A 19556-nucleotide genomic window follows, 5' to 3' on the forward strand; every position below is an offset into this window, starting at 1 on the left:
GCACCGGTGGCGACAACGCCACCAGACCCGCGCCCGACGAAGCCACTACCAGCGACGACAACTCAAAGATCGGTAAGTGCGGCTGGAGTACTAGGAATCTCGGCCCTCGGGCTGGCCGCCGCGGTCCGCGACAACGGCGGTGGCCGCCGAACTCGTCGAGCGCAAGGCCAAGCAGAATCGCCCGCGCGTGCGGGAGACCGGGCTAGAGCCTGTCTGATAAATGATCATGTCTGGGTGCGGTTAGATGATCGGTCATGGTGCGTCGCGGTGAGTTGACCGATAAGGCCTGGGAGCGGATCGAACCGTTGCTGCCCGCTGTGGATGGCAGAGGTCGTCCGTGGCGGGAGCTCCGCATCAGTGACGTCATCACAGGTCGTCACGCCACGAATCATCACGGCGTAACAGCACCACTCCCGTGGCCTCCTGGGCCAGCCGATGCCCTGCGGCGATGATGCCGGCCGCTTGGCCGCGGATGGCTCCGGGAAGCCAGGCGACGCGTCGTTCGGCGACAATCGGGTCGATCTCCTTCGGCGCCGATCCTCGGACATCCTGGCCGACAAGAAGGCGGTAGAGGCCCGCGGCGGGACGGACCGGTGGAAGTCCCAGCGCCGCGGCGGTCACGTTGGCCCGCTGCGCGATGGTCAGCCCGTCCTCGTCAAGGTCGCCGTAATAGGCGATGTCGGTCACGCCGGCCAGCCTGCTGATCCGGGCGACGGATGCCTCGAAGGCGTGCCCGCCGCCGAACGCCACGTATCCGACCTGTCCGCAGCGGTGCTCCAGCAGCGTGCTGAGGGTGGTGAATGTGTCGCTGTTCTCGATCACCAGGACGATGCCGCCCGCGCCGACACGTTCGTACGCCAAGGGCGGAGGAATGCGCTCAGCGGCCAGAGCGGCCAGGGTGAGGCGGCCGGGTGCGAACAAGGTGGTGGCCGTGAGCGCGTCGAGCCGCTTCTCGTCACCGAAGATCTCCAGGGAGCGCTCGCGCATCGGGACGACGGTCCGCCGTTCGTCGTTCCCGTCGGTGTCGCGCAGCCACCGGTTGACCGTCTTGAGGACGTCGAGCTGTGCCGAGGACAGCGAGTCCGCGCCGGCCCAGGTGAGCTCATGACGCCAGACGGCCAGCGACGGCGCGCGGGAGTGCTGGGTGTCCTGCTTCGGCTGCGGCGGCAGGCGGAGCCAGCGGGGGAGTGGTGGGAGCGCGTCATCCCACCCGTTGCGGCCTCGCGGCAGTTCTGCAAGGTGATGGTCGGCGAGCTCATCCAGGAGTGCGGACAGGACGGGGCGGCCCTGGGTGGTCCCCGCCGTTCCAGGGCAGGCGGTGGCGAAAGCCGCGAGGATCCCGGCCTGCTCGACGCGGCGCTCCGCCATCGCGTTCAGGGTGGCCGACAGGATAGCCGCCGATTGCGAGAGTGGTCGCGCGCCGTGCTCCTCGCTGTCGCTCACTGGTCGTCGCCTTCCTGCTGAGTCTCGTCGCCGGATTCGTGCTCGCGTGGTTTCACCAGCAGCCGTACGGCGGTGATCCGGCCGGTGACGTGCAGGTGCCCTATCCCCGTACGCTGGTCGGCGTCGTTTCGCAGCCGGATACACAGCGGGAAGGTAGCCAGTACTCGGTCCTCCATGTTCCCTGTGGTGTAGATCAGCTGGACGCCGAGCGCCATGGCCATGTTCATCTGCAGGCTCAGCAGGTAGTCGGCGCTGGCCTTGCCGATCGGATTGTCCAGGATCAGCATCCCGCCCAACCGGCTGCCGGTTCGGGCTCCCGTCCGTGTGCTGCTGCGCAGGGCGGCCAGCGTGCAGTACAGCATGATCGCGCCGGTGAGCTCCTGCCCGCCGGAGAAGATCTTGCCCATCTCGCTGATCGACGCGTACTCGGCACGGCCCGCGGCGTCGGGCTTGAGGATCTCCACTTTGAAGTCACGCGGCACTGCGGCCCCGACGCAGCGCAGCACGAGGTCCCTGCCTGCCTGGTTCGGCTGAGTGCGAGCGTTCTCGTCCAGGGCTTCGGCGATCCGCACGACCAGGGTCTGCGGTTCCGGCTTGGCGAAGCCGATCTTCAGAATCCGGCGACCGGCCCATACCCAGGCGCTCTCGGGCAGCCGCGATAGCCGCTCAGCCTTCTCCAGCAGAGCCAGCGCCTCGCTGGTGTGATGCTTCAGCTGGTCGATGAGCAGTTTCCGATGGCGGTCCGAGTCCTCCAGATCGGTGGTCAGGCTCGCCGCCCGCCCGGTGAGCTCGGCTGCCCATTCGCCGGCGCGTGCGGTCAGCGATGCCTTGTCGATCTCGGTGACCTGTTTGTAAATTGGCGCCTTGAGCTTGCCGAACCGGTTCTGGTTGGCGGTTTCGCGGAAGTCGATGACGGCGTCGTCCACGGCTCGGTCCGCTTCCCGAAGGTGGTCGGACGCTTTACTGTACGCCTCGGTCGCCTTGTCCGCGGCCTGCTGCGCCTCGTCGGCAGTTCCCGCGAACGGTCCTGAGACGGGCGGGAGGTCCAGCTTGCGGACAGCGGAGGCGAGGCCGCGCTGGACGACGGCCATCTCGCGGGCCGCGGTCTCAGCATGGTGGAGCTTGCGTTCAGCGGCCAGTTTAAGCTCGGACGCCGCCTGGAGCAGTTCGTCGGCCTCGGTGAGTACGCCGGCGGCCCGCTCGGTGAGCGACACGCCTTCGTCGGAGCTCGATGGCGCCCAGTCGTCGTCGAGGCTGGTCCACGGCGCTCCGTTGCGCTGGCCTGCCGAGGATGTCTCAGCCTGCAGGTGGATGGCCTGCTCGCTCAGCTTGCCGTGCTCGCCTTCCAGGGCTGTCACCGCGCGCTCGAGTCTTCGCTTCGCGGCCTCGAGGGACGCGGAGCTTCCCGCGTCCGGGGACACGGCCAGCGCTTCGGCTCGAGCCCGGATGACAGCCAGTTCGTCGAGCAACGCCGCCTCGAGAGAGGAGGTCTCCCGCTGCGCGCCGTCGACGCGCTGCCGCAGGTCCTGGCCCACCTCCACGGCGAGGAAGGCGGCTGCGGCCTGCTCGTAGGAGATCTCCAGCGCGGCGAGATCGGCTTCGTCCGTGACCTTGCCGAACGGCTCGTTGCCGTAAACGACCTTCTTGAGCCGGTCGGCGTACGCGGCGGCGTCGCGGCGGAACGACTCGGCTTGCACCGCGTGTTCGGTGGCTCGGTCGCGAGACCGCTCGGCTTCCTCGCGGAACTCCTGGGCCGCCTCACGATGTCCTGCGGCCTCTGCTTCGAGCTTGGCGATCTCTAGACGATCCTTGCCGGCTGCTGCGGCGTCTGCCGCGAGCTGCTCGAAGGACTCCGCGGTACGGACGTCGTCAGCAGCGGTCTCTTCGGCCTCCGCCACGACCTGGGCGTGCTGGTCGAGAGCGTCAGCGGCTCGTGCGTGTGCGTCGCGGGCCGTGTCGAGCAGGGACTTGGCCTCGGCCGCCGCGCTCGACGCCGCTTGGGCTGCCGAGCGCAAGCGTTCCGCGTCGCCCGCTGGATGCTCGCGAAGCCACTCGCCGAGCCGGTGGTTGAGCTCGAATGCCGCTTTCCTGAGCTCGGCGAGTTCGTGGAGGGCGGGGGCGCGGCCCTGGATGCGGGCGCCTGCCTGTTCACGCAGCGCGGCGGCAGCCTTCGGATCGTGCAGCGCAGGGGTCGGCTCCACAACGAACCCGTTCCCCGCCTCCTCTGCGCTCCTCTCGAAGGACGCGGCGGTGGCGACGAGCACGGCCGCCGGTGGCAGCGGGCGCGCCTCGGCGAGCACCGCGCGTGCCTTGTCCAGGGTCAGTTGGTCGGCCACGACGATGCCGTCGACCAGGGCGGGGCGGGCTTGGATGATCTCGGCATGCAGGCGAGGATTGACCAGTTGCTCCAGCGCCCGCCAGCCCGCTGTCGCGGCGATCTCATGGTCTGCCAGCACCCGCAGCAGGTCCTCGACCGCCTGGCGCGGCGGCATAAGCGCTTCGTCCTCGGCGATCAGCGCTTCGATCAGCCGCTGGTCCGCCTTGTTGTCCGCGGTCAGCGTGTCCAGCCGGGCCTCGGTCGATCTCTGCGCCGCAGTGGCCAGGTTGCCGAGCGCGGAGGCGTTCGTCTCCAGCCACAGGGCGGGATCGCCGCCGGGAACCTCCTCGTCGTTACCGAGTTCGGCGAGTTCGCGCAACAACGTCTCCGCCGTGAGCGCCCGTGCCACGCCTTCCATGCCCTCGACCGTCCGGACCGCGGCCTCGACTGCTTGGCGCGCCTCCATCTCGGGCTCGATCAGCCGACGCGCGGCCTCCTCGAGCGCGCGGACCTCCAGCTTGAGCTGCTTGTCGGCTTCACGATGCCGCGCCGCCCTGGTCGTGCTCTCCTTGGCTTTGGCGCGTAGCCGGGCATCGGCTTCGCGGACGCTCTCGCCTTCCTCCAAAATGCCCTGCTCCCGCGCGGACTCCACGCGGCGATCCACCTTCTCGACCTGCCTAGTCAGCAGCTCGGCGCGGACGGCGTTCGAGGTGGCCTGCCGCTCATCCTCGCCCGCGCGGCGGTCTGCTACTGCCGCGTCCGCCTTGTCCTTCGCGCTCTTGCCTGCCAGGTCGTTCCCCTGCGCGGCGCAACGCTGTGCGGCACGGTGAAGGGCGCTTCCGAATGTGGCTCCGGCTCGGTCACGGCGGAGCCGCGCGGCTCCCGCGGCCTGCTCAGCGGCGTCCAGCAGTTCGCTTGCGACCTTGTACTTCTCGCGTGCGGCGGCGGCCTTCAGCAGCTTGGGGACCAGCGTCCAAGCGGCCAGTTTCGTACGATCGTCAGCAAGCTGCCGCTCGACCTCCTGAGCCTTGACGCGCGCCTCGTCACGGCGTAGGGCCAGGGTCCTGCGCCGCACTTCCTTGTGGATCAGGTCGGCCTGGTCGCGAGCCTGCTGCCGCACCTCGGCGTTCTGCTTCGCGGTCTTCACGTCTGCCTGGTGGGCGGGCAGCGCGTCCTCGGCACGCTGGACGGTCTCCCTGAGCTCAGCCGCAAGCCGTGCCAGGGCCGCCGCGGAGGTCTGGGCCTCCTTGTCCGCCGCGACCTGCTCGGCACGCCGGGCGGCGAGGCGATGCGCGACTGCCGCAGTGGCGGTGGAGAAGTCGCGGTCCAGCAGCAGCTGCTCGCGGCGTCCGATGTTGCCGGCATATATGGCAAAGGCCTTGCCCAGCTCGGTGTAGTTCTCCGCGTCCAGCGCCTTGCTCAGCAGCCACTCGACGAACTGGCGGCCAGTGGTGGTCTTGAATGCCTCGGCCGCGTCGCCCTCGTCGACGTTCATCGCCTGCTGCACCGCGAACAGGTCCGGCTCCAGGCCGAGCCGACGCAGATGGTTCTCCCATTCGCCCTGCCGCTTCTCGATCTCCACGTGTAGCGACTTGTCGGCAGCGTCCAGGCGCTTGAGCGCGTCGTGGAAGGCGTTCATCGGGAGCCGCCGCCGGCCTTCGGCGAATGGCAGGCTGGCTAGGGTCGTGTCTTCGCCGGGGTTGAAGGAGTAGAACAGCCGGTCGAGCTTGCCATCCGCGAGGGGGGACAGCGCCTGGCCGGTCACCAGCGTCTCACCGGTGCGGACATTCACCCATTCCAGCACCACGTGGGAGGGCGCTGCCGCGGACACCACGTAGGCGCGCAACGCCTCACGGCCCTTACGGGACTGGCGTTCGGGAAGCACTGTGGACAGCAGCATCCGGATGAACACGGACTTGCCGCCGCCGTTCTCCAGCACCAGCAGGGTTGCCGGAGCCGGGCGCCGGAACAGCTGTACGGGCGACGGGATCAGGGTACGGGCCGCGATCGGCGGGCCGCCGTCGGACAGGTCCAGCACGACATCGTCGTAGCGGGCGCTGCTCGGGCCGATGTTGTAGAGGCGGACGCGGTTCAGCTCATACATCGCTGGATCAACCTCCTGACTCGGTCGAAGCGGGGGCCTCGTCGCCCGAGCTGTCGAAAGTTGGCTTGCCGTCCAGACCGACGGCGATCCCGAGCGCGGCCAGTTCGCCGAGCATCTGCTGCCCGGCCAATTCTCGTACCTGGATCTGGTACCGGGCCGTGGTGGTGTAAGTGCCGCCGTTCTCGTTGCCGGCGCGCCGTAGCATGCCGTTCTCGGCCAGATACTCGGCGACGCGCTTGGTGATCGCGTGCCTGCTCTTGGAATGGGCTCGAGCGTCTCCGGTGGGAGCCACCGGGTTGCGCCGCTGGTGGTAGCGCCACAGCTGTACGAGATCCGGCTGACCGGCTGGGACCCCGTGGTCCTCGCCGGTCTCGGCCGCCCGGTGTTCCAGTTCCTTGGTTGCCTGCTCGACCATCTCGTCGACGTGACGGATCGTGACCCGGCCGACATGGGCCTCGTCATCGAGGTCTTCTGGCCGGTAGTAGGCGAGTGCGGCTATGGCCAGGTGCGCCAGCGCCGCGATCGGGCGATCGGCGACCTGCTTGATGTGGTCGGCGACGCTGGCGGCGAACTGCGTCTCAGGTGTAGTCCCGAACACGAGCCCGGCCCGTGGGTTGACCGCGATGACGGTCAGGTCGAAGCCGCGCGCAGCGGCGTGCAGCAGTCGGGCGAACGCGTCGTCCGCACGGTAGCGGCCCACCAGCGTGGCGTACTCAGCGTTGCGCCGGGGCGTCAGCCCGGGCTGAAATCCGAAGGAGAGCAGCCTGCAGGCCGCAGCCAGGTCCTCAAAGTCGCTCATGCTTCTACCTCCAGACTGTTCACGATCGGGCCGCGTACCACCAGAAGGTCGTTTCCGGCGAAGACCTCGTCGTCCAGTTCCTCGTTGTCCGCCAGCGCGGCCAGCGTCGTACGGCGCTCGGCGTCGTGGCGTGGCGCCCCGAACAGACCCAGCACCTGCAGAGCCAGCAGGTGGTCGGCTTTGCAGGAACCGGGACGGCGTGCCGCCTTCAGCAGCGCGGACAGCCGGACGCGGTCGGCACGTGCCAGCAACGATTCGACGGCCGCGTACTGCTCGTCGGAGAACGCCGGGTCGTCCTCGGCTTCACCGAACTCGGGCTCGGTGATCAGACCGTCTTCGCTGTCCTGCTCCTCAGGCAGCGTCATCAGACCCGTGATCAAGTCCGGGAGGTAAACGACCGCGGGCCGGCGCGGTGGCGTCGCCGCGCCGGCGAACCCCTCCAGCAGCGGAAGGGCTTGCCATACTGACAGCTCCAGGACCGGATCCAGCAGCTGGTGTGCGAGATCGACGTAAGACCGGCTCGGCGGCGGTACGAAGATCTGCCGCTCCTGTTCCGCGCGAAACCTCTCGCCCACCTCCTGGAGGTTCGCCTGCAACGTCGCGTGCCTGCGCAGGCACTCCTCGAGAATCGCGATCAGCTCGGCGGCCTGAGCCGGGGTGGCCTCCTCCGTGCTGTTGTCCATTATCCGGACCAGGTTGTCCTTGATGACGCTTTCGGCGTTGATGCGGTCCTCAATGTGCTCCAGCGCCTCCGTCTGGATCCGCCGGACGTCACGGACCCAGTCCACCGAGCGCACGTCCCTGCGCATCCCCTCCAGCCGAGTACGGATGTATTCGGCGTACTGCACCGTGCGGCGCAACGCCATCTCCGCTGCGCGGTGGGCGTCGGCCAGCCGTCCGCGCCTCACGAGCGCCTCCAGCTTGGCATCCGCCGCGACCTGCTCGGAAGCGATGTCGATGTCCACCGCGCCGACCAGCACCGCGATCGCCTCGTTGGAAGCGCGAAGTCGTGGCCGTCCGTCGGGGCCGACGACCTCTCGCAACAGCTTGAAGGAGAACTCGTGCGAGACGTAGGTGCCGTCCCATACGAGGCCGTACATGTGGCTGAAGTCGCGATTGACCGTCCCGACGTTCACCAGGCTGTCCAGGATCCAGCGCGCCACATCGGTGTGTTCGTCGAGGCTGCGGGCAGGCATCTGGAGCTCCGCTACCCGAATCACCGCTGTCACGACGTCCTCGTGGCGGGCACCGTCCTCGAAGTCCATCTTCAGCGTGACGGTGTCGATGGCCGTGAGTGCCAGCTCCTCCATCTGGTACCCGCCCCAGTCCCGCGACGTGAGCAGCGACTTGCGGCGTTCCAGGTCGAGGACCGGATCGGCGACGGCTAGCGCCTTCACCCGCGTGGACAGCCCCAGCGTGTCCCGGCCAGGCCTGCGCGCTTCTGACATGGGGTTTCCTCCCTTCCTCTCCGGCCCGGCTATGCCAGCGTCTGCAGGCCTCTGGACAGGTCGGCCTGCACCAGCTCGTCGCGTTCTGCCTGGGTCATCCAGCGCGCCGTGGAGCCTGCAGGCCCGTTCTCCACCCACAGGACGTCATCGACGGCTTCGGCAACAGCGTGCAGGTGGCTGATCACCATGACGAGCCGGTCGCCACCCGCCTGGGAGCGCAGCACGTCCAGCGCAGACTCCAGCGCCGAGGTGTCGAGGGTCGCGAAACCTTCGTCGAGGAAGAGCGATCCCAGTCGCGGGCCGCTGCGTGAGTGCAGTTCGGCGAGCGCCAGCGCGAGAGCGAGCGAGGCCAGGAACTTCTCCCCGCCGGACAGCCGGTTGGGGTGGTGGACGACGCCGGAGCCCCTGCTGATGATGTCGAACCCGTCGGCGAAGCCGAACCGCTGGTCGGTCAGCTGTCCGAGCAGGTCGCTCGCCACGCCCAGCAGGGCGCGCGTGCGCAACATGGTGAGGTGGCCGAGAAACTTGGCGTCGACGAGTTCTTTGCGCAGCACTTCCAGCGCGTCGAAGCGGGCTTCCCCTGCGGCGATGGCAGCGTCCAGGTCGGCTGCGGGCTTGATCAGGCATTCCGCGCCGTGCTGCTCTTCACGCCGTCCTTCTGCCTCTGCGCCGGCTTTCGCCGCCGCAGCTACGAGAGGGTGCAGCAGCTGAGGGGCCGTCAGGCCGCCAGGCTGGAAGCCGTCGACGTCGGCGACCTCGGCGACGTTCTCGCGCAGGTCGGACAGCGCGGCGTCGCCTTGAGCCCTCCCGATGGCGGACGCCTGGTCAAGTTCGCCGCCGAGCGACTTAGCGATCTTCGACAGCTCGTCGGCGAACAAGCGGACTCCGGCGACCCCGGAGTCGACGGGAGCTTGCGGCGCGTGGTGCCGGCCCTGGGCACCGAGGTGGTTGATCGCCTGCTTGACGGCCTGCGCCCAGTCGTTCAAGGCTGCGCGCAGCTTGTCCAGCGGCTGCTCCACATCGGTGCGCGCCTCCTGGTCCAGTGCGCGCTGCTGGGTGAGCACCTCGGCCTTCTCCACTCGCGCGGCTTCAAGTTGCTCGACGAGGCGCTGGATCTCGGCCAGGTGGGTGGCGACGGCGGTGGCCGCTGCTGCCGCGGCATCGGCCCGGACCTCGATCGCTTCCTCGGGCAGCATCGCCTGGATGTGCACCGGCAGTGCCTGCAAGTCGGCGGCGAGACGGCCCGCAGCGCCCGAGTGTCGGTCGGAGGCTGTGTTGGCGTCGTCGATCGCCTGCTGGTGCCCGCTCTTTCGGCTTTCGAGCGCTTCTCGGGCGGCTTCGAGCCTTGCGGTATGTCCGAGGGCTTCGGCCTGCTTCCGGGTGGCGGCGGCGGTGGCCTCCAGCTCGCACACCGTGATCATTTCACTGATCGTCGTGATGTACTGTTGGTCATCGGCGGTAGTCGGCCTCTCGGTGGCGGATTCGGCGTCGAAGTCTCCCTCGGCCTCCAGGACCAGAGCCGCGAAGTCCTTCAGGGCGTCCGCCGCCTTCGCCTGAGCCTCCTGGGCGTCCTGCAAAGCACGCTGGTGATCCCCTTCGCGTTCGAGCTCGGCCTGGTCGGCCGTGGTCAAGGCTGCGCGGGCTTGGGCAAGCTGTCCGGAGATCTCGTCCTGCGCGACTTCGGCCTCGCGTAGCCGCTCCTTGGCGCCGTGCAACTCCGTGGCGTAGCTCTCGGATGCGGGCGTGAAGTCGGCAGGGATGGTTTGGTTGCACACGGGACAGCCGTCGCCGGGGTGCAGTTCGGCGGCGATCCCGGCTGCCTTGTCACGGAGAAGGAGCGCGTCGAGCTGCGCCGCAGCGGTTGTGACGCGTTCCTTGATGGCGAGGGCATCCCTTTCCAGGACTCCGACGTTGTGGCGGGCGGTCTCGCAGGTGCCTACCGCAGTGGCGTACTCGAGCGCGGCACCGGCGGCGGCGCGGGCTGCCGTGGCGGTGGCGGCCACCAGGGGCCGGGCGGTGGCCGCGCTCGTCCGGACCCTCTTGCTCGTTTCCGCGGCATCCTCGGCGGCGCGTGTCAGGGGTTCAGCGTTGGCAGCTCGTATGGCCAGGTCCGCTTCCGCCGCGGCGATGGCAGCGTCGTCCGCGGCAAGCCGCCTGTTCAACTTGGCGAGCCGGTCACGCTCGCCCCGATGCTCCTCGGCGCGCGCCGCGAGGTCTTCCAGAATCACGGCGGACCTGCGGAGCTCTTCGTCGCTGGCGTCGGCGATCGCCTTGGTCAGCTGCCCCTCCGCCCGTACCGCATCGTCGCCGCGCTGGTTCAGGAGGTCGCGACGTGCGGCGATGCCGGCGGCGATGGGCTCGAGGTCGCGCAGCACGGCATCGGCGTCGGCCACGGCACGTGCCGACAGGTTCTCGGCTGCGGTGGCGGCTGTCTCCGCCGCGGTGCGAGCCCGGATGGCTTCGGTCTGCAGAGCCGAGATGCGATCGATGGCGGTGTTGAGAAACGCGGCGCGAGCCTCGGCGGCGTCAGCAGCCGCAGCCGCAGCCGTCGCGGCCTGCTGCGGGTCCTCCGGTATGGTGGCGCGCTTGGCTTTCGCAGCGCCGATCAGCGATTTGAGCGTGATGCACCGGCTACCGGCCAGCTTCTGGACAGATTCCAGAGACTCCGCGCCGAACAGCTCCCGCAGTCGCTCACTCCGCTCCTTCTGGCCCGCGGTGAGGAGCTTGTCGAACTTGCCCTGCGCGAGCAAACCGACGCGCATGAAGGTCTCATATCCCATCTGCAGGATGGCCTTGATGCGGTCGTCGACCTTACCGGCGTTGTCGAGTTCCTCACCGGTGTCGAGGTTCCTCAGGTGGTGCCGGGCGGCGTTCGCGTTGGTGGCGTGCAAGGTGCGCTGCACGTGCCAGCGCTGGGCGCCCTGCAGGAACGTGAGCTCCACGCTCATGGCTTGGGCGCCGTCGGCGATGAGCTGCCGTGCTTCTCTGGTCTCCCAGGAGCTCTTGCGGAACAGCGCGTAGGTGACGGCGTCGAGGAGGCTCGTTTTTCCCGCGCCGGTGTCGCCGAGCGCCGCGACCAGGCTCTTCCCAGTGAAGTCGACGGCAACGGGGGTGGGGTAGCTGCGGAATCCAGTCAGAGACAGCTTCAGCAGTTTCATCGGCCCACCTCCTGCTCGCCTGCGAGCACGGCAGTAAGCAGCGTCTCCTCGCAACAGGGCGCGGGATCCTCGAGGTCCGGTTCGGCCCTCAGCTGAGCGAAGGTTTCCATGGCACGATCCAGAGCCAGGCCGGTGATGCCGCGGCCAGGCAGGTAGTCGCGAAGGAGATCCTCGATGCCAGGCAGGTCCTTGACCGTGACCTCGCGGTCCAGGAGACGGCCTGCCGACTCAGGACAGCGTTCCTCGATGGCGACGACCGTCGCCTCCGGCAGCATCTTCGCGATGGTCTCCGCCAGGGACAAGGTGGGGGCGTCGACGTTCACCACCGCCTTCACCCAGGCGTCGCCGACACGGCCCGCGCGCTGCGCGATCTCCTCGAGAGTGCCCTCCAGGCGGACCAGGCGGCGGCCGGAGTCGAGCGGCGCGAGTTCGATGCGCGGCGCGTGCCCCGGAGCGATCTCCGCCAGGACGACGCTCTTGACGTCACGGGTCTCGCCGAAGTCCAGCTGCAGCGGGCTGCCCGCATAGTGGGCGGGGAATCCGGCGCGGTCGACGGGCTGCGGCTTGTGGATGTGGCCGAGGGCGCCGTAGTCGACCGCGGGAAGGTCGGCCGTGGCGACCGCGTAGTCGGCTTCGACGGAGAAGCGCCGCTCGGAGTGTGAGGGCATGGCGCCTTCGACGAACAGGTGGGCGGCGAAGACCAGGACGTCGCGTGCGGAACGCCCCGCCGCTAGGCGGTGGTAGACATCGGCCTGGACGGCACGCATCCGCCGGGCGTATGCGGCCGTCGTCATGGCGGGGTCGGCGAAGTCGTAGGCGAATCTGTTGGGGTGCAGGTACGGCAGCGCGCCCACCCGCAGGGTCAGCTCACCCGCTGCGGCAGGGTACTCGGCCATCAGCAGCCCGCCGGGGCGGGCGTCGGTGGCGAACCGCACCTGGACCTGGTTCGCCTCCCGGTTGCCCATGTCGCTCAGGATGAACTGCAGGAACGTCAGCACGTTGGCGGTGTCGTGATTGCCCGCCACCACCACCGTCGGCGCGATCGCCTCGAGGCGGCGCAGCGCCTGGGCGGCGCGGCGCATGTCGTCCAGGCCCGGTCGCGGGCCGTCGAACAGGTCGCCGCTGTGCACGATCACGTCGGGGGCAAAGTCTGCGGCGATCTCGATGATCTCGTCCAGGACGGCGTCGAACTCGGTGTCGCGCCGGTGACGGCCGATCTGGCGGCCGAGATGCCAGTCGGAGGTGTGGAACACACGTCCCATCACGGAAGCCTCCAGGGGAAGAGTCCGCGGGGCAGCGCGAGACGCGCAGCCGCACGGGCGGAGGAGTAGGTGTAGCCGACCGTACCTTAAACTCTGGAGAAAATCTGGAAGCTTCGGGAACTCTGGTAGGGTCGAGTCATGAGTGACCCGCTGGATGCCTTGGAGACGAGCATCAGCGTCCTGCGCCGCGCGATCCGCGACGCCTCCGCAATCGGCGACACCGAGCGAGCTGGCGAGCTGCGGGCTCAGCTCCGCCGTGCCGAGCGGGCCTGGGACGCGCTCATCGCCGACGAGCCCCCCTTCCCGCCGGCGGCGGGCTCCGGCCCGGTGCCGGGAGGCGCCCAGGGCTCGATGCTGCCAGCACGCGAGCACGTGCACCGTTCGCTGGTGCTGCTGGGTATCCCGGCCGCGCCGAAGCTGATCGTGAGCGTGCACGAGGCGTTCTTCCCCGGCGAGCTGTCCGCCTCCAAGCTGTCCAGCCTGCGCCGCGACGAGGAGCGGTCTTACCGGTCGGCGCCCGGAGCCCGGCCGTACTACCTGTGCCCCGCGCTGACCCACGACCTGCTGTCCCCGGCGCGGGCCCTGATCACGATCAGCACGTGGACCCTGGAGCAGCGTGTCGTCGGCCCGTTGTCCCCGCGCGTCGACTTCCTCACCGCCGCGATGCGTATCGCCGAGACGGTGCACACCGCGGCCAGGCCGTCGGAAACAGGGCCTGGCGCGGCGGCGTTGCGACTACTCTGGCAATTCGCCGTGAACATCCCGGGCGCGACGCCCGCCGGGCCGGCCGTCCAGGACGCCGCGCCCGACCCGCACCTGGTGATTGCCGCGGCTCGAGCTGAGCTGGACGTGCACACCGACGCCGACCGCGCCACCCGGGTCGAGGCCGCGCGGCGGGCTCGCAAACGGCTCGGCGAGGACTCGCAGCTGTTCGGCACATCCCTGCGGAACGTCAAACGCCTGCAGGCCTAGATCTGACCTTCTTCCGTCAAGATCCCATCTTCCCCTGAGGATCCCCACACCGTGAAAGCAGCAGTCGACGCACGCTTGGACGTGCTGCGCGGCTCCGCACTGCGCCTGACCTACAGCGCCAGGTCGCTGGCCGCGCTGGAGAACAACCCGCGCTGCACCCTGCGCGCTGTTCTGGACGCCTCCGGCTCCAACAAGACCGACATCGCCAAGCACGCCGGCTACGAGCTGCCCTTCGGCCAGTCACCCTTCGCCATCGCTCGCGGCAACTCCTTCGAGGCGATGGTGAAGGCCAACGGCTGCGCGGAGCTGCTGCGCGTTCTGCGCGAGATCCTGCAGTTGTCCCTGCCGGAGGTGGGCTACCAGGACCTGAACGACGTCGGCGGCGACGGCCGATCGGAGATCCGCCACGCCCGTACCAGGCAGCTGCTGGTGCGGGCCGCTCGAGGGCTGGGCGACGGGACCTTGTTCGACCACCCGATGCTGCTGCTCCGGGTCGGCGGGCATGCCGCGTTCCTGGAACCGGACCTGGTGGCCTTCCGCGTCGGCGATCGCTTCCACGTGGTGGAGATCAAGAGCTTCCCGATCATCGACGGGCGGGCCGACCCGGCGCAGGTGCGGGCGGCCACGACGCAGGCGTGCGCGTACATCATCGCGCTGCGCGCCATGCTCGCCGAGGCCGGCATCGGTCCGGAGGCGGTGTCCGAGACGATCGTGCTGGTGGCGCCCAGAGACTTCACCAACCGCCCGGCTGCGGCGTTCGTCGACGCTCGCAAGCAGGTGGCCACCCTGACCAGGCAGCTGGCGCGCATCGAGCGCATCGGCGACCTGCTCGACCTCCTGCCTGACGGCCTCACCTTTGCCATCGCCGACGAGGCCGGGCTGCCGCGACCGGCCGGCGAGCTTGTTGAAGCTTTGGACCAGGTGCCGGCGACCTACCGGCCGGACTGCTTGAACCACTGTGAGATGGCCTTCTACTGCCGGGCCCGGGCGCGCGATGGCGGGTCGCTGGACGTGCTCGGGCCGGTGGTGCGCGAGCAACTCGGCGGCATCGACACCGTGACCATGGCCTTGGGCCTGGCACGCGGAAAGCTGCGGCCGAACGACGAGCAGGTCGAGATCGCAGCCTCCTTGCGGCACGCGGCCCGGCTGCGTGCCGAGCTGCGTTCCACCGCCGGAACCCCGGGAGCTGCGGCGTGAGCAAAGTGTCCGCGCTGGCGCGCCTGGAGGCGATGGAGGCGATGGCCGCGGTACAGCTGACCGAGTTCCGCCACCGGCGCCTGTCCGACCATCCCCTGGTGATCGTGCCGCTGACCATGGCAGGAGAGGCAGGAGCACCGCTCGCGGCGATGGTCGGCTCCGCCAAGAGGTCGCCGAAGCTGCTAGTCGTGGCGCAGCCGCGCAACCGGGATCAGCGCTTCGCGTTCGCCGCCGAGCTCGGCGGGATCGTGATGGACTACATCGACCACTGCCGCCGGGACCGCCGCGCGGGTTCTTCTCGCGGCAAGGGCGTCGCCTCTTTCTACACCGACGCCCCGCAGGTTCTGGTGCCCAATCCCGGCGGTGTCAAAGCTCTGGCCGATCTGGGACGGACGTGCCGATTCCGCAAGACCACAGGCTCTTACCCCGTAGCGGACATTGTGCCGCGGCTCGGCATGTGGCTGACGTTCCTGGTGGAGTCGGCCGAGCAGGCAGGCACCTCGATGCTGTTGCCGGTCACCGGCATGCTCGGCGAGCACTGGGCCACCGGCCAGAGCGTGCTGGAGGACCAGAACCTCGCCTCGCTGATGGCGTGGATCGCTCCACCCGACGGCCTGGACGTTGCACAGGCCATGGCCGACGCGGAGAACCCGGACGTGTGTCCGCCTGCCGGTCCTGCCACGGCTCCGAGTTTCGACAAGTACTACCTGGAACCGGCGATCAAACGGTTCGCCACGGCTGATCCGCTGGCGGCGGCCGCCGCAGAGGCTGAACTGCGGGAGCTGATCGCCGACCAGCTCAAGCCCACGTGGCGGTTGATGTGGCAGGCGATCTCCCTGCTGCGCGGCGTCCCGGAGGCCCCGCGGGCCGCGGCGCGTTTCGAGCGCGACCGCGCGTCCTTCACCGCGTACTCCGACTACCAGGACGCTGGCGGCCTGCCGCAGCGCAAGCAGGACGCCCCGATCGGCGCAGCCAGGCGGCTGAGCCGGCTGGAACGAGCCTTGGCCGACTTCGAGGCCGACATGGCGTTCGATGACCCGTATGTACTGGCCGACCGGCGCAGCGTCGGAGAGGCGTTTGCCGGGACGGTGGTGGCGGCCGAGCCCGGCCGGATCGTCACCACGGACAAGAACAGGCGGGTGCCCAGGCCGCTGGTCACCGTCCGCACCCAGGACCCCACTCGGCTGGCTGCCGGCACCAAGCTGATCAGCCCGTCCATGCCGGCGAGCCATCGGGCGCTCATCGTCTCGACGATCCCCGACGAGGACACGAGCCTGGTCACCGTCGAGATCGTTGGCGGCATGGGCCAGGGCCTCGTTCCGAAGCCGGGATCCGTACCCGCCCAGGGCCAGCAGGTTGCCTACCTTCCCGACCCCGGCTGGCGGCCCGTGCCGGTGTTCCCGGACAACGATCGGGTTCCATGGACGCACGCCGCTGCGGCCGACGACACGGACGAATTCCACGAAGCTGCCACAGAGGAATGGGGCAATGATGACTGACAACGACGCGGCTGCCAGGGCCGACGCGGCCGTCGCAGAGATCCTGGCCGACCTGTCCGGCAGCAGCCACAAGGCGGTGGTCGTCGACTCCCCGCCCGGAGCAGGCAAGAGCACCCTGGTGGTCCGCGCCGCCGGAGAGCTGGTCGACGGCGGCGAACGCCCGATCGTCGTCGCCCAGACCAATAACCAGGTCGACGACCTGGTCGTACGGTTGGCCGCCGCATACCCGAACCTCTCCATCGGACGGCTCAGCAAGGGCGGGTACGCTCCGCCGCTGGGCGTGAGTGACCCGGCGAACACTTCTGTTGGCACCACCCTGTCCGACTTGCAGGGTTGCGAGATCATCGTCGGCACGTCGGCCAAGTGGGCCACCATCCGCGACGGAACGTTCGGTTGGGCGATCCTAGACGAGTCATACCAGATGCGCTCCGACACTCTGCTACAGATCGTCGAGCGCTTCGAGCGCGGCTTGTTCGTCGGTGACCCCGGCCAGCTGGACCCGTTCACCATGGTTGGCACCGAGCGGTGGATCGGACTGCCGCACGACCCGACACTCAACGGTGTCTCGGTGATGCTGGCCCACAACCAGGGCATCCCCGAGCATCGGCTGCCGGTGTCCTGGCGCCTGCCGCCCTCTGCCGCCCCCACCATCTCGGAAGCGTTCTACCCGTTCGCCGGCTTCACCGCGGGCACCATCCCCGGAACGCGCTCCCTGGAGTTCCGTACGGCCGCCTTCGGCGACACCGACCTGGACGAGACAGTGGCGATGGCGTTCACCACCGGGTGGGCGTTGCACGAGCTGCCGCGCCGCCACGTCCCGCGCACTGATGCCGAGACCATCCTGGCAGCCACAAGTCTGGCCGCCAGGATGCTGGAGCGCGGAACCCTCGCCACCTGCGAGCGGCATCCCGGTGGCCGGGTTCTGGACGCCGCCGACATCGCCATCGGTGTCGCCCACCGCGACCAGGCCGAACTGGTCCGAATCGCACTCGCCCGGACCGGAAACCCTGCCCTGTCACGCGTGGCAGTTGACACGGCCAACCGGCTGCAGGGCCGCGAATACGAGGTCGTCATCGTCGTGCATCCGCTGTCTGGCCGTCGGGACGCGACCTCGTTCCACCTGGAAGCCGGACGGCTGTGCGTGCTCACCTCCCGGCACCGGCAGGCGTGCATCGTTGTCGCGCGCGAAGGCATCGTCGATCTCCTGGACAGCCACCCCTCGACCGACCCTGTGCATCTGTCGGTGCCGGCGAAGTTCCCCGACGGCTGGGAGGCCAACCAGGTCGTGATGAGCAAGCTCGCACAGCACCGCGTTGCGGCGTAGCTGGCGCTTGCGGTAGACGTGCGTCTCGATGTCGAGACTCATCTCGCAGTCGGTGCCGAAGTAGTAGTCCTGCGCCCCCTGGAAGACCTCCTAGGCCATCTTCTGGGGCTTGACGTAGGAGAGTAGCTTCCAGACGTCAGGCCTGCCCAGAAGGATCTCCTCCTGGCCGAAGACCGGCGGTGTTGCGCAACGCGGTGAAGAAGGAGGCGGCCAGCTCGAAGGCGAGCTGCCCGGCACGGCCTGGCAGGTCGGACATGATGAGCAGGTCGCCCTCGCGAGACTGGGCGTGCGCGTCGATCATGCAGCGCTACCAGTGGGATGCGAAACATTGCCTGAGCGACGTCATTCCTTCCTGGATTCCCGTCTTGTGGAAGAGGGAGAGGGGAGCAAGATGGGTGAGCCTGTGGTGTACAAGCGGTGTGGTTGCTCGCGTAAGGACAGAGCCTGCCTAGGTCTGGCCGATGAGGGCCACGGCTCGTGGTACTTCGCGGTCCAAGCGGTAGGTCCGGGCGGGCGTAGGGAGCGGGTGCGGCGGGGCGGCTTCCGCACCGCAGATCACGCTATGCAAGCTGCCCGCGATCTCATCGCAGCCGATGTCTCAGGAGCGGTGAGTACCGCGTGCACGGTATCGCAGTGGTTGCGGCACTGGCTGACCATCCTCCAGCCCGTCCGCGAGCGCACTCGGCAGGGTTACGCCGATCATGTGCGAATCCACCTGATCCCCGGCTTGGGCCGGGTCCCGATCGCGGAGCTGGGGCCGGTCGACCTGCGTCGCTTCTTCGCCGATCTGGCTCAGCGGCGCAATCGGTACGGCAAGGCGCTGTCTCCGTCCACGGTGCAGCGGGTCCACGCCACATTGCGGGCGGCGCTCAATGAGGCGGTCCGCGAAGGGCTGATCGATACGAACCCGGCGCGCGGGTTGCGTTTGCCGCGAGCCCGGCGTCCCCATGCCCAGGTCTGGACCCGGAGTCGGGTAGCGGTGTGGCAGGCCACGGGTCAACGTCCAGCGGTGGCGGTGTGGACGACCGAATACCTGACGGCCTTTCTGGATCATGTCCGTGAGGATGCGTTGTATCCGTTGTGGTGGCTGGCCGCGCTGCGCGGCCTGCGCCGCGGCGAGCTTGCCGGGCTGCGGTGGGTGGACATCAGCCTGGAGACACGTGAACTCACCGTTGTCCAGCAACTCATCCACGTCAACGGCCAGATGCGAGTCGTCCCGCCCAAGAGTGAGGCGAGCCAGCGCACGATCGCCTTGGATACTGAGGCGATCCGTCTCCTGCGCCGTCACCGGCGACGCCAGCACCTTAGCGGGCTCGATACCGCTGGCTGGGTGTTCACCCGTGAGGACGGCAAGCCGGTGCGTCCGGACTACCTGACTTACCGGTTCCGGTACCTGGTGACGGCCAGTGGGCTGCCTCCAGTACGGCTGCACGACCTGCGGCACGGCGCCGCCTCCACAGCGCTGGCGGCACACGTGGACCTGCGTACGGTCCAGGGGCAGCTCGGGCACGCCAGTATCGTGCTGACCTCCGACACCTACACCTCGGTCCTGCCCGAACTCCATCACGCGGCGGCCGAGGCCACGGCACGCCTGGTACTCACCACAGCGCGAAGAACAGGTCATAGGCTGCAGAAGCGGACGATCCAGCTCCGGCGTCGTCCCATGAACCGGCCGCCACGCTGAGCGCTTCGCCGGAAAGGTCTCGTGGTGTCGGTTTGCCCCAGACGTGACACAGCTATGACCCACCTCTTGATTCTTTGATCAAGGGGTGGGTGAACCTGCAGGTCAGGGTGGTAGGGCGCCCGGGGCTCGAACCCGGAACCTACGGATTAAAAGGCGCGAAATTGACCGCCCGGTATCGATGGTTAAGGCGTCGGCTCGTCGATTCGACGCCTTTCGGAGAAGCATCTCGGTGGCGGATATTTTGGGATGCGCCATCCCTAGTACGGCAGCCGCCATTCGTTAGCTGATCTGGGTGTATGCGGTGGCCAGGCGAGCGCGGCGGTGGAACCAGCGGGCTCGGGCTTGATGT

12 protein-coding genes are annotated in these 19556 nt (G+C 68.8%); 5 read left to right on the plus strand and 7 right to left on the minus strand.

From position 1 onward, the window contains the following. Window positions 1-366 precede the first annotated feature (366 nt). From ABZ911_RS41440 to ABZ911_RS41465, 6 genes are all read right to left on the minus strand, one after another. Window positions 367-1443: a Wadjet anti-phage system protein JetD domain-containing protein gene (locus ABZ911_RS41440; protein ID WP_358069613.1), complete on the minus strand. Its 1077-nt coding sequence runs from the start codon at window positions 1441-1443 to the stop codon at window positions 367-369. Continuing rightward, window positions 1440-5864: a hypothetical protein gene (locus ABZ911_RS41445; protein WP_358069616.1), complete on the minus strand. Its 4425-nt coding sequence runs from the start codon at window positions 5862-5864 to the stop codon at window positions 1440-1442. The genes ABZ911_RS41440 and ABZ911_RS41445 overlap by 4 nt, the downstream gene beginning before the upstream one ends. Window positions 5865-5871: 7 nt before the next feature. After that, window positions 5872-6663, minus strand: coding sequence for a hypothetical protein (locus ABZ911_RS41450; protein WP_358069618.1), 792 nt, complete (start codon window positions 6661-6663; stop codon window positions 5872-5874). Next, the gene (locus ABZ911_RS41455) at window positions 6660-7973 is read right to left on the minus strand and encodes a hypothetical protein (RefSeq protein ID WP_358069621.1); all 1314 of its coding nucleotides are present in this window, start codon (window positions 7971-7973) and stop codon (window positions 6660-6662) included. The genes ABZ911_RS41450 and ABZ911_RS41455 overlap by 4 nt, the downstream gene beginning before the upstream one ends. A gap of 167 nt (window positions 7974-8140) precedes the next feature. After that, window positions 8141-11269 (minus strand): SMC family ATPase, encoded by a 3129-nt coding sequence (locus ABZ911_RS41460; protein ID WP_358069624.1) that lies wholly within the window; start codon window positions 11267-11269, stop codon window positions 8141-8143. Beyond that, entirely contained in the window at window positions 11266-12531 is a 1266-nt protein-coding gene (locus tag ABZ911_RS41465) for an exonuclease SbcCD subunit D (protein ID WP_358069627.1), read from the minus strand. Before ABZ911_RS41465 ends, ABZ911_RS41460 begins: the two co-directional genes overlap by 4 nt. 138 nt (window positions 12532-12669) lie before the next feature. Here ABZ911_RS41465 and ABZ911_RS41470 point away from each other — a divergent pair, with 138 nt between their 5' ends. Genes ABZ911_RS41470 through ABZ911_RS41485 form a run of 4 tightly spaced genes read left to right on the plus strand, consistent with a single transcriptional unit; the run spans window position 12670 to window position 17523 of the window. Then, entirely contained in the window at window positions 12670-13503 is an 834-nt protein-coding gene (locus tag ABZ911_RS41470) for a hypothetical protein (RefSeq protein WP_358069630.1), read from the plus strand. 51 nt (window positions 13504-13554) lie between these two features. Beyond that, window positions 13555-14700 carry a hypothetical protein gene (locus ABZ911_RS41475; protein ID WP_358069633.1) on the plus strand — a complete coding sequence of 382 codons (1146 nt, stop codon included), beginning with the start codon at window positions 13555-13557 and terminating at the stop codon, window positions 14698-14700. A gap of 5 nt (window positions 14701-14705) precedes the next feature. Further along, on the plus strand, window positions 14706-16199 hold the full coding sequence (locus tag ABZ911_RS41480; RefSeq protein ID WP_358069636.1) for a hypothetical protein: 1494 nt from the start codon (window positions 14706-14708) through the stop codon (window positions 16197-16199). After that, a complete protein-coding gene (locus ABZ911_RS41485) occupies window positions 16192-17523 on the plus strand; it encodes an AAA domain-containing protein (protein WP_358069639.1) in 1332 nt (443 codons plus the stop codon). Before ABZ911_RS41480 ends, ABZ911_RS41485 begins: the two co-directional genes overlap by 8 nt. 136 nt (window positions 17524-17659) lie before the next feature. On the opposite strand, the gene ABZ911_RS41490 is transcribed toward ABZ911_RS41485, so the two are convergent. After that, window positions 17660-17824: a hypothetical protein gene (locus ABZ911_RS41490; protein WP_358069642.1), complete on the minus strand. Its 165-nt coding sequence runs from the start codon at window positions 17822-17824 to the stop codon at window positions 17660-17662. Window positions 17825-18160: 336 nt separating this feature from the next. Between ABZ911_RS41490 and ABZ911_RS41495 the strand changes: the two genes are divergently transcribed. Then, window positions 18161-19207, plus strand: coding sequence for a tyrosine-type recombinase/integrase (locus ABZ911_RS41495; RefSeq protein WP_358069645.1), 1047 nt, complete (start codon window positions 18161-18163; stop codon window positions 19205-19207). Window positions 19208-19556 lie beyond the last annotated feature (349 nt).

This window comes from Nonomuraea sp. NPDC046570 (genome assembly GCF_040645915.1).
GTDB lineage: Bacteria > Actinomycetota > Actinomycetes > Streptosporangiales > Streptosporangiaceae > Nonomuraea.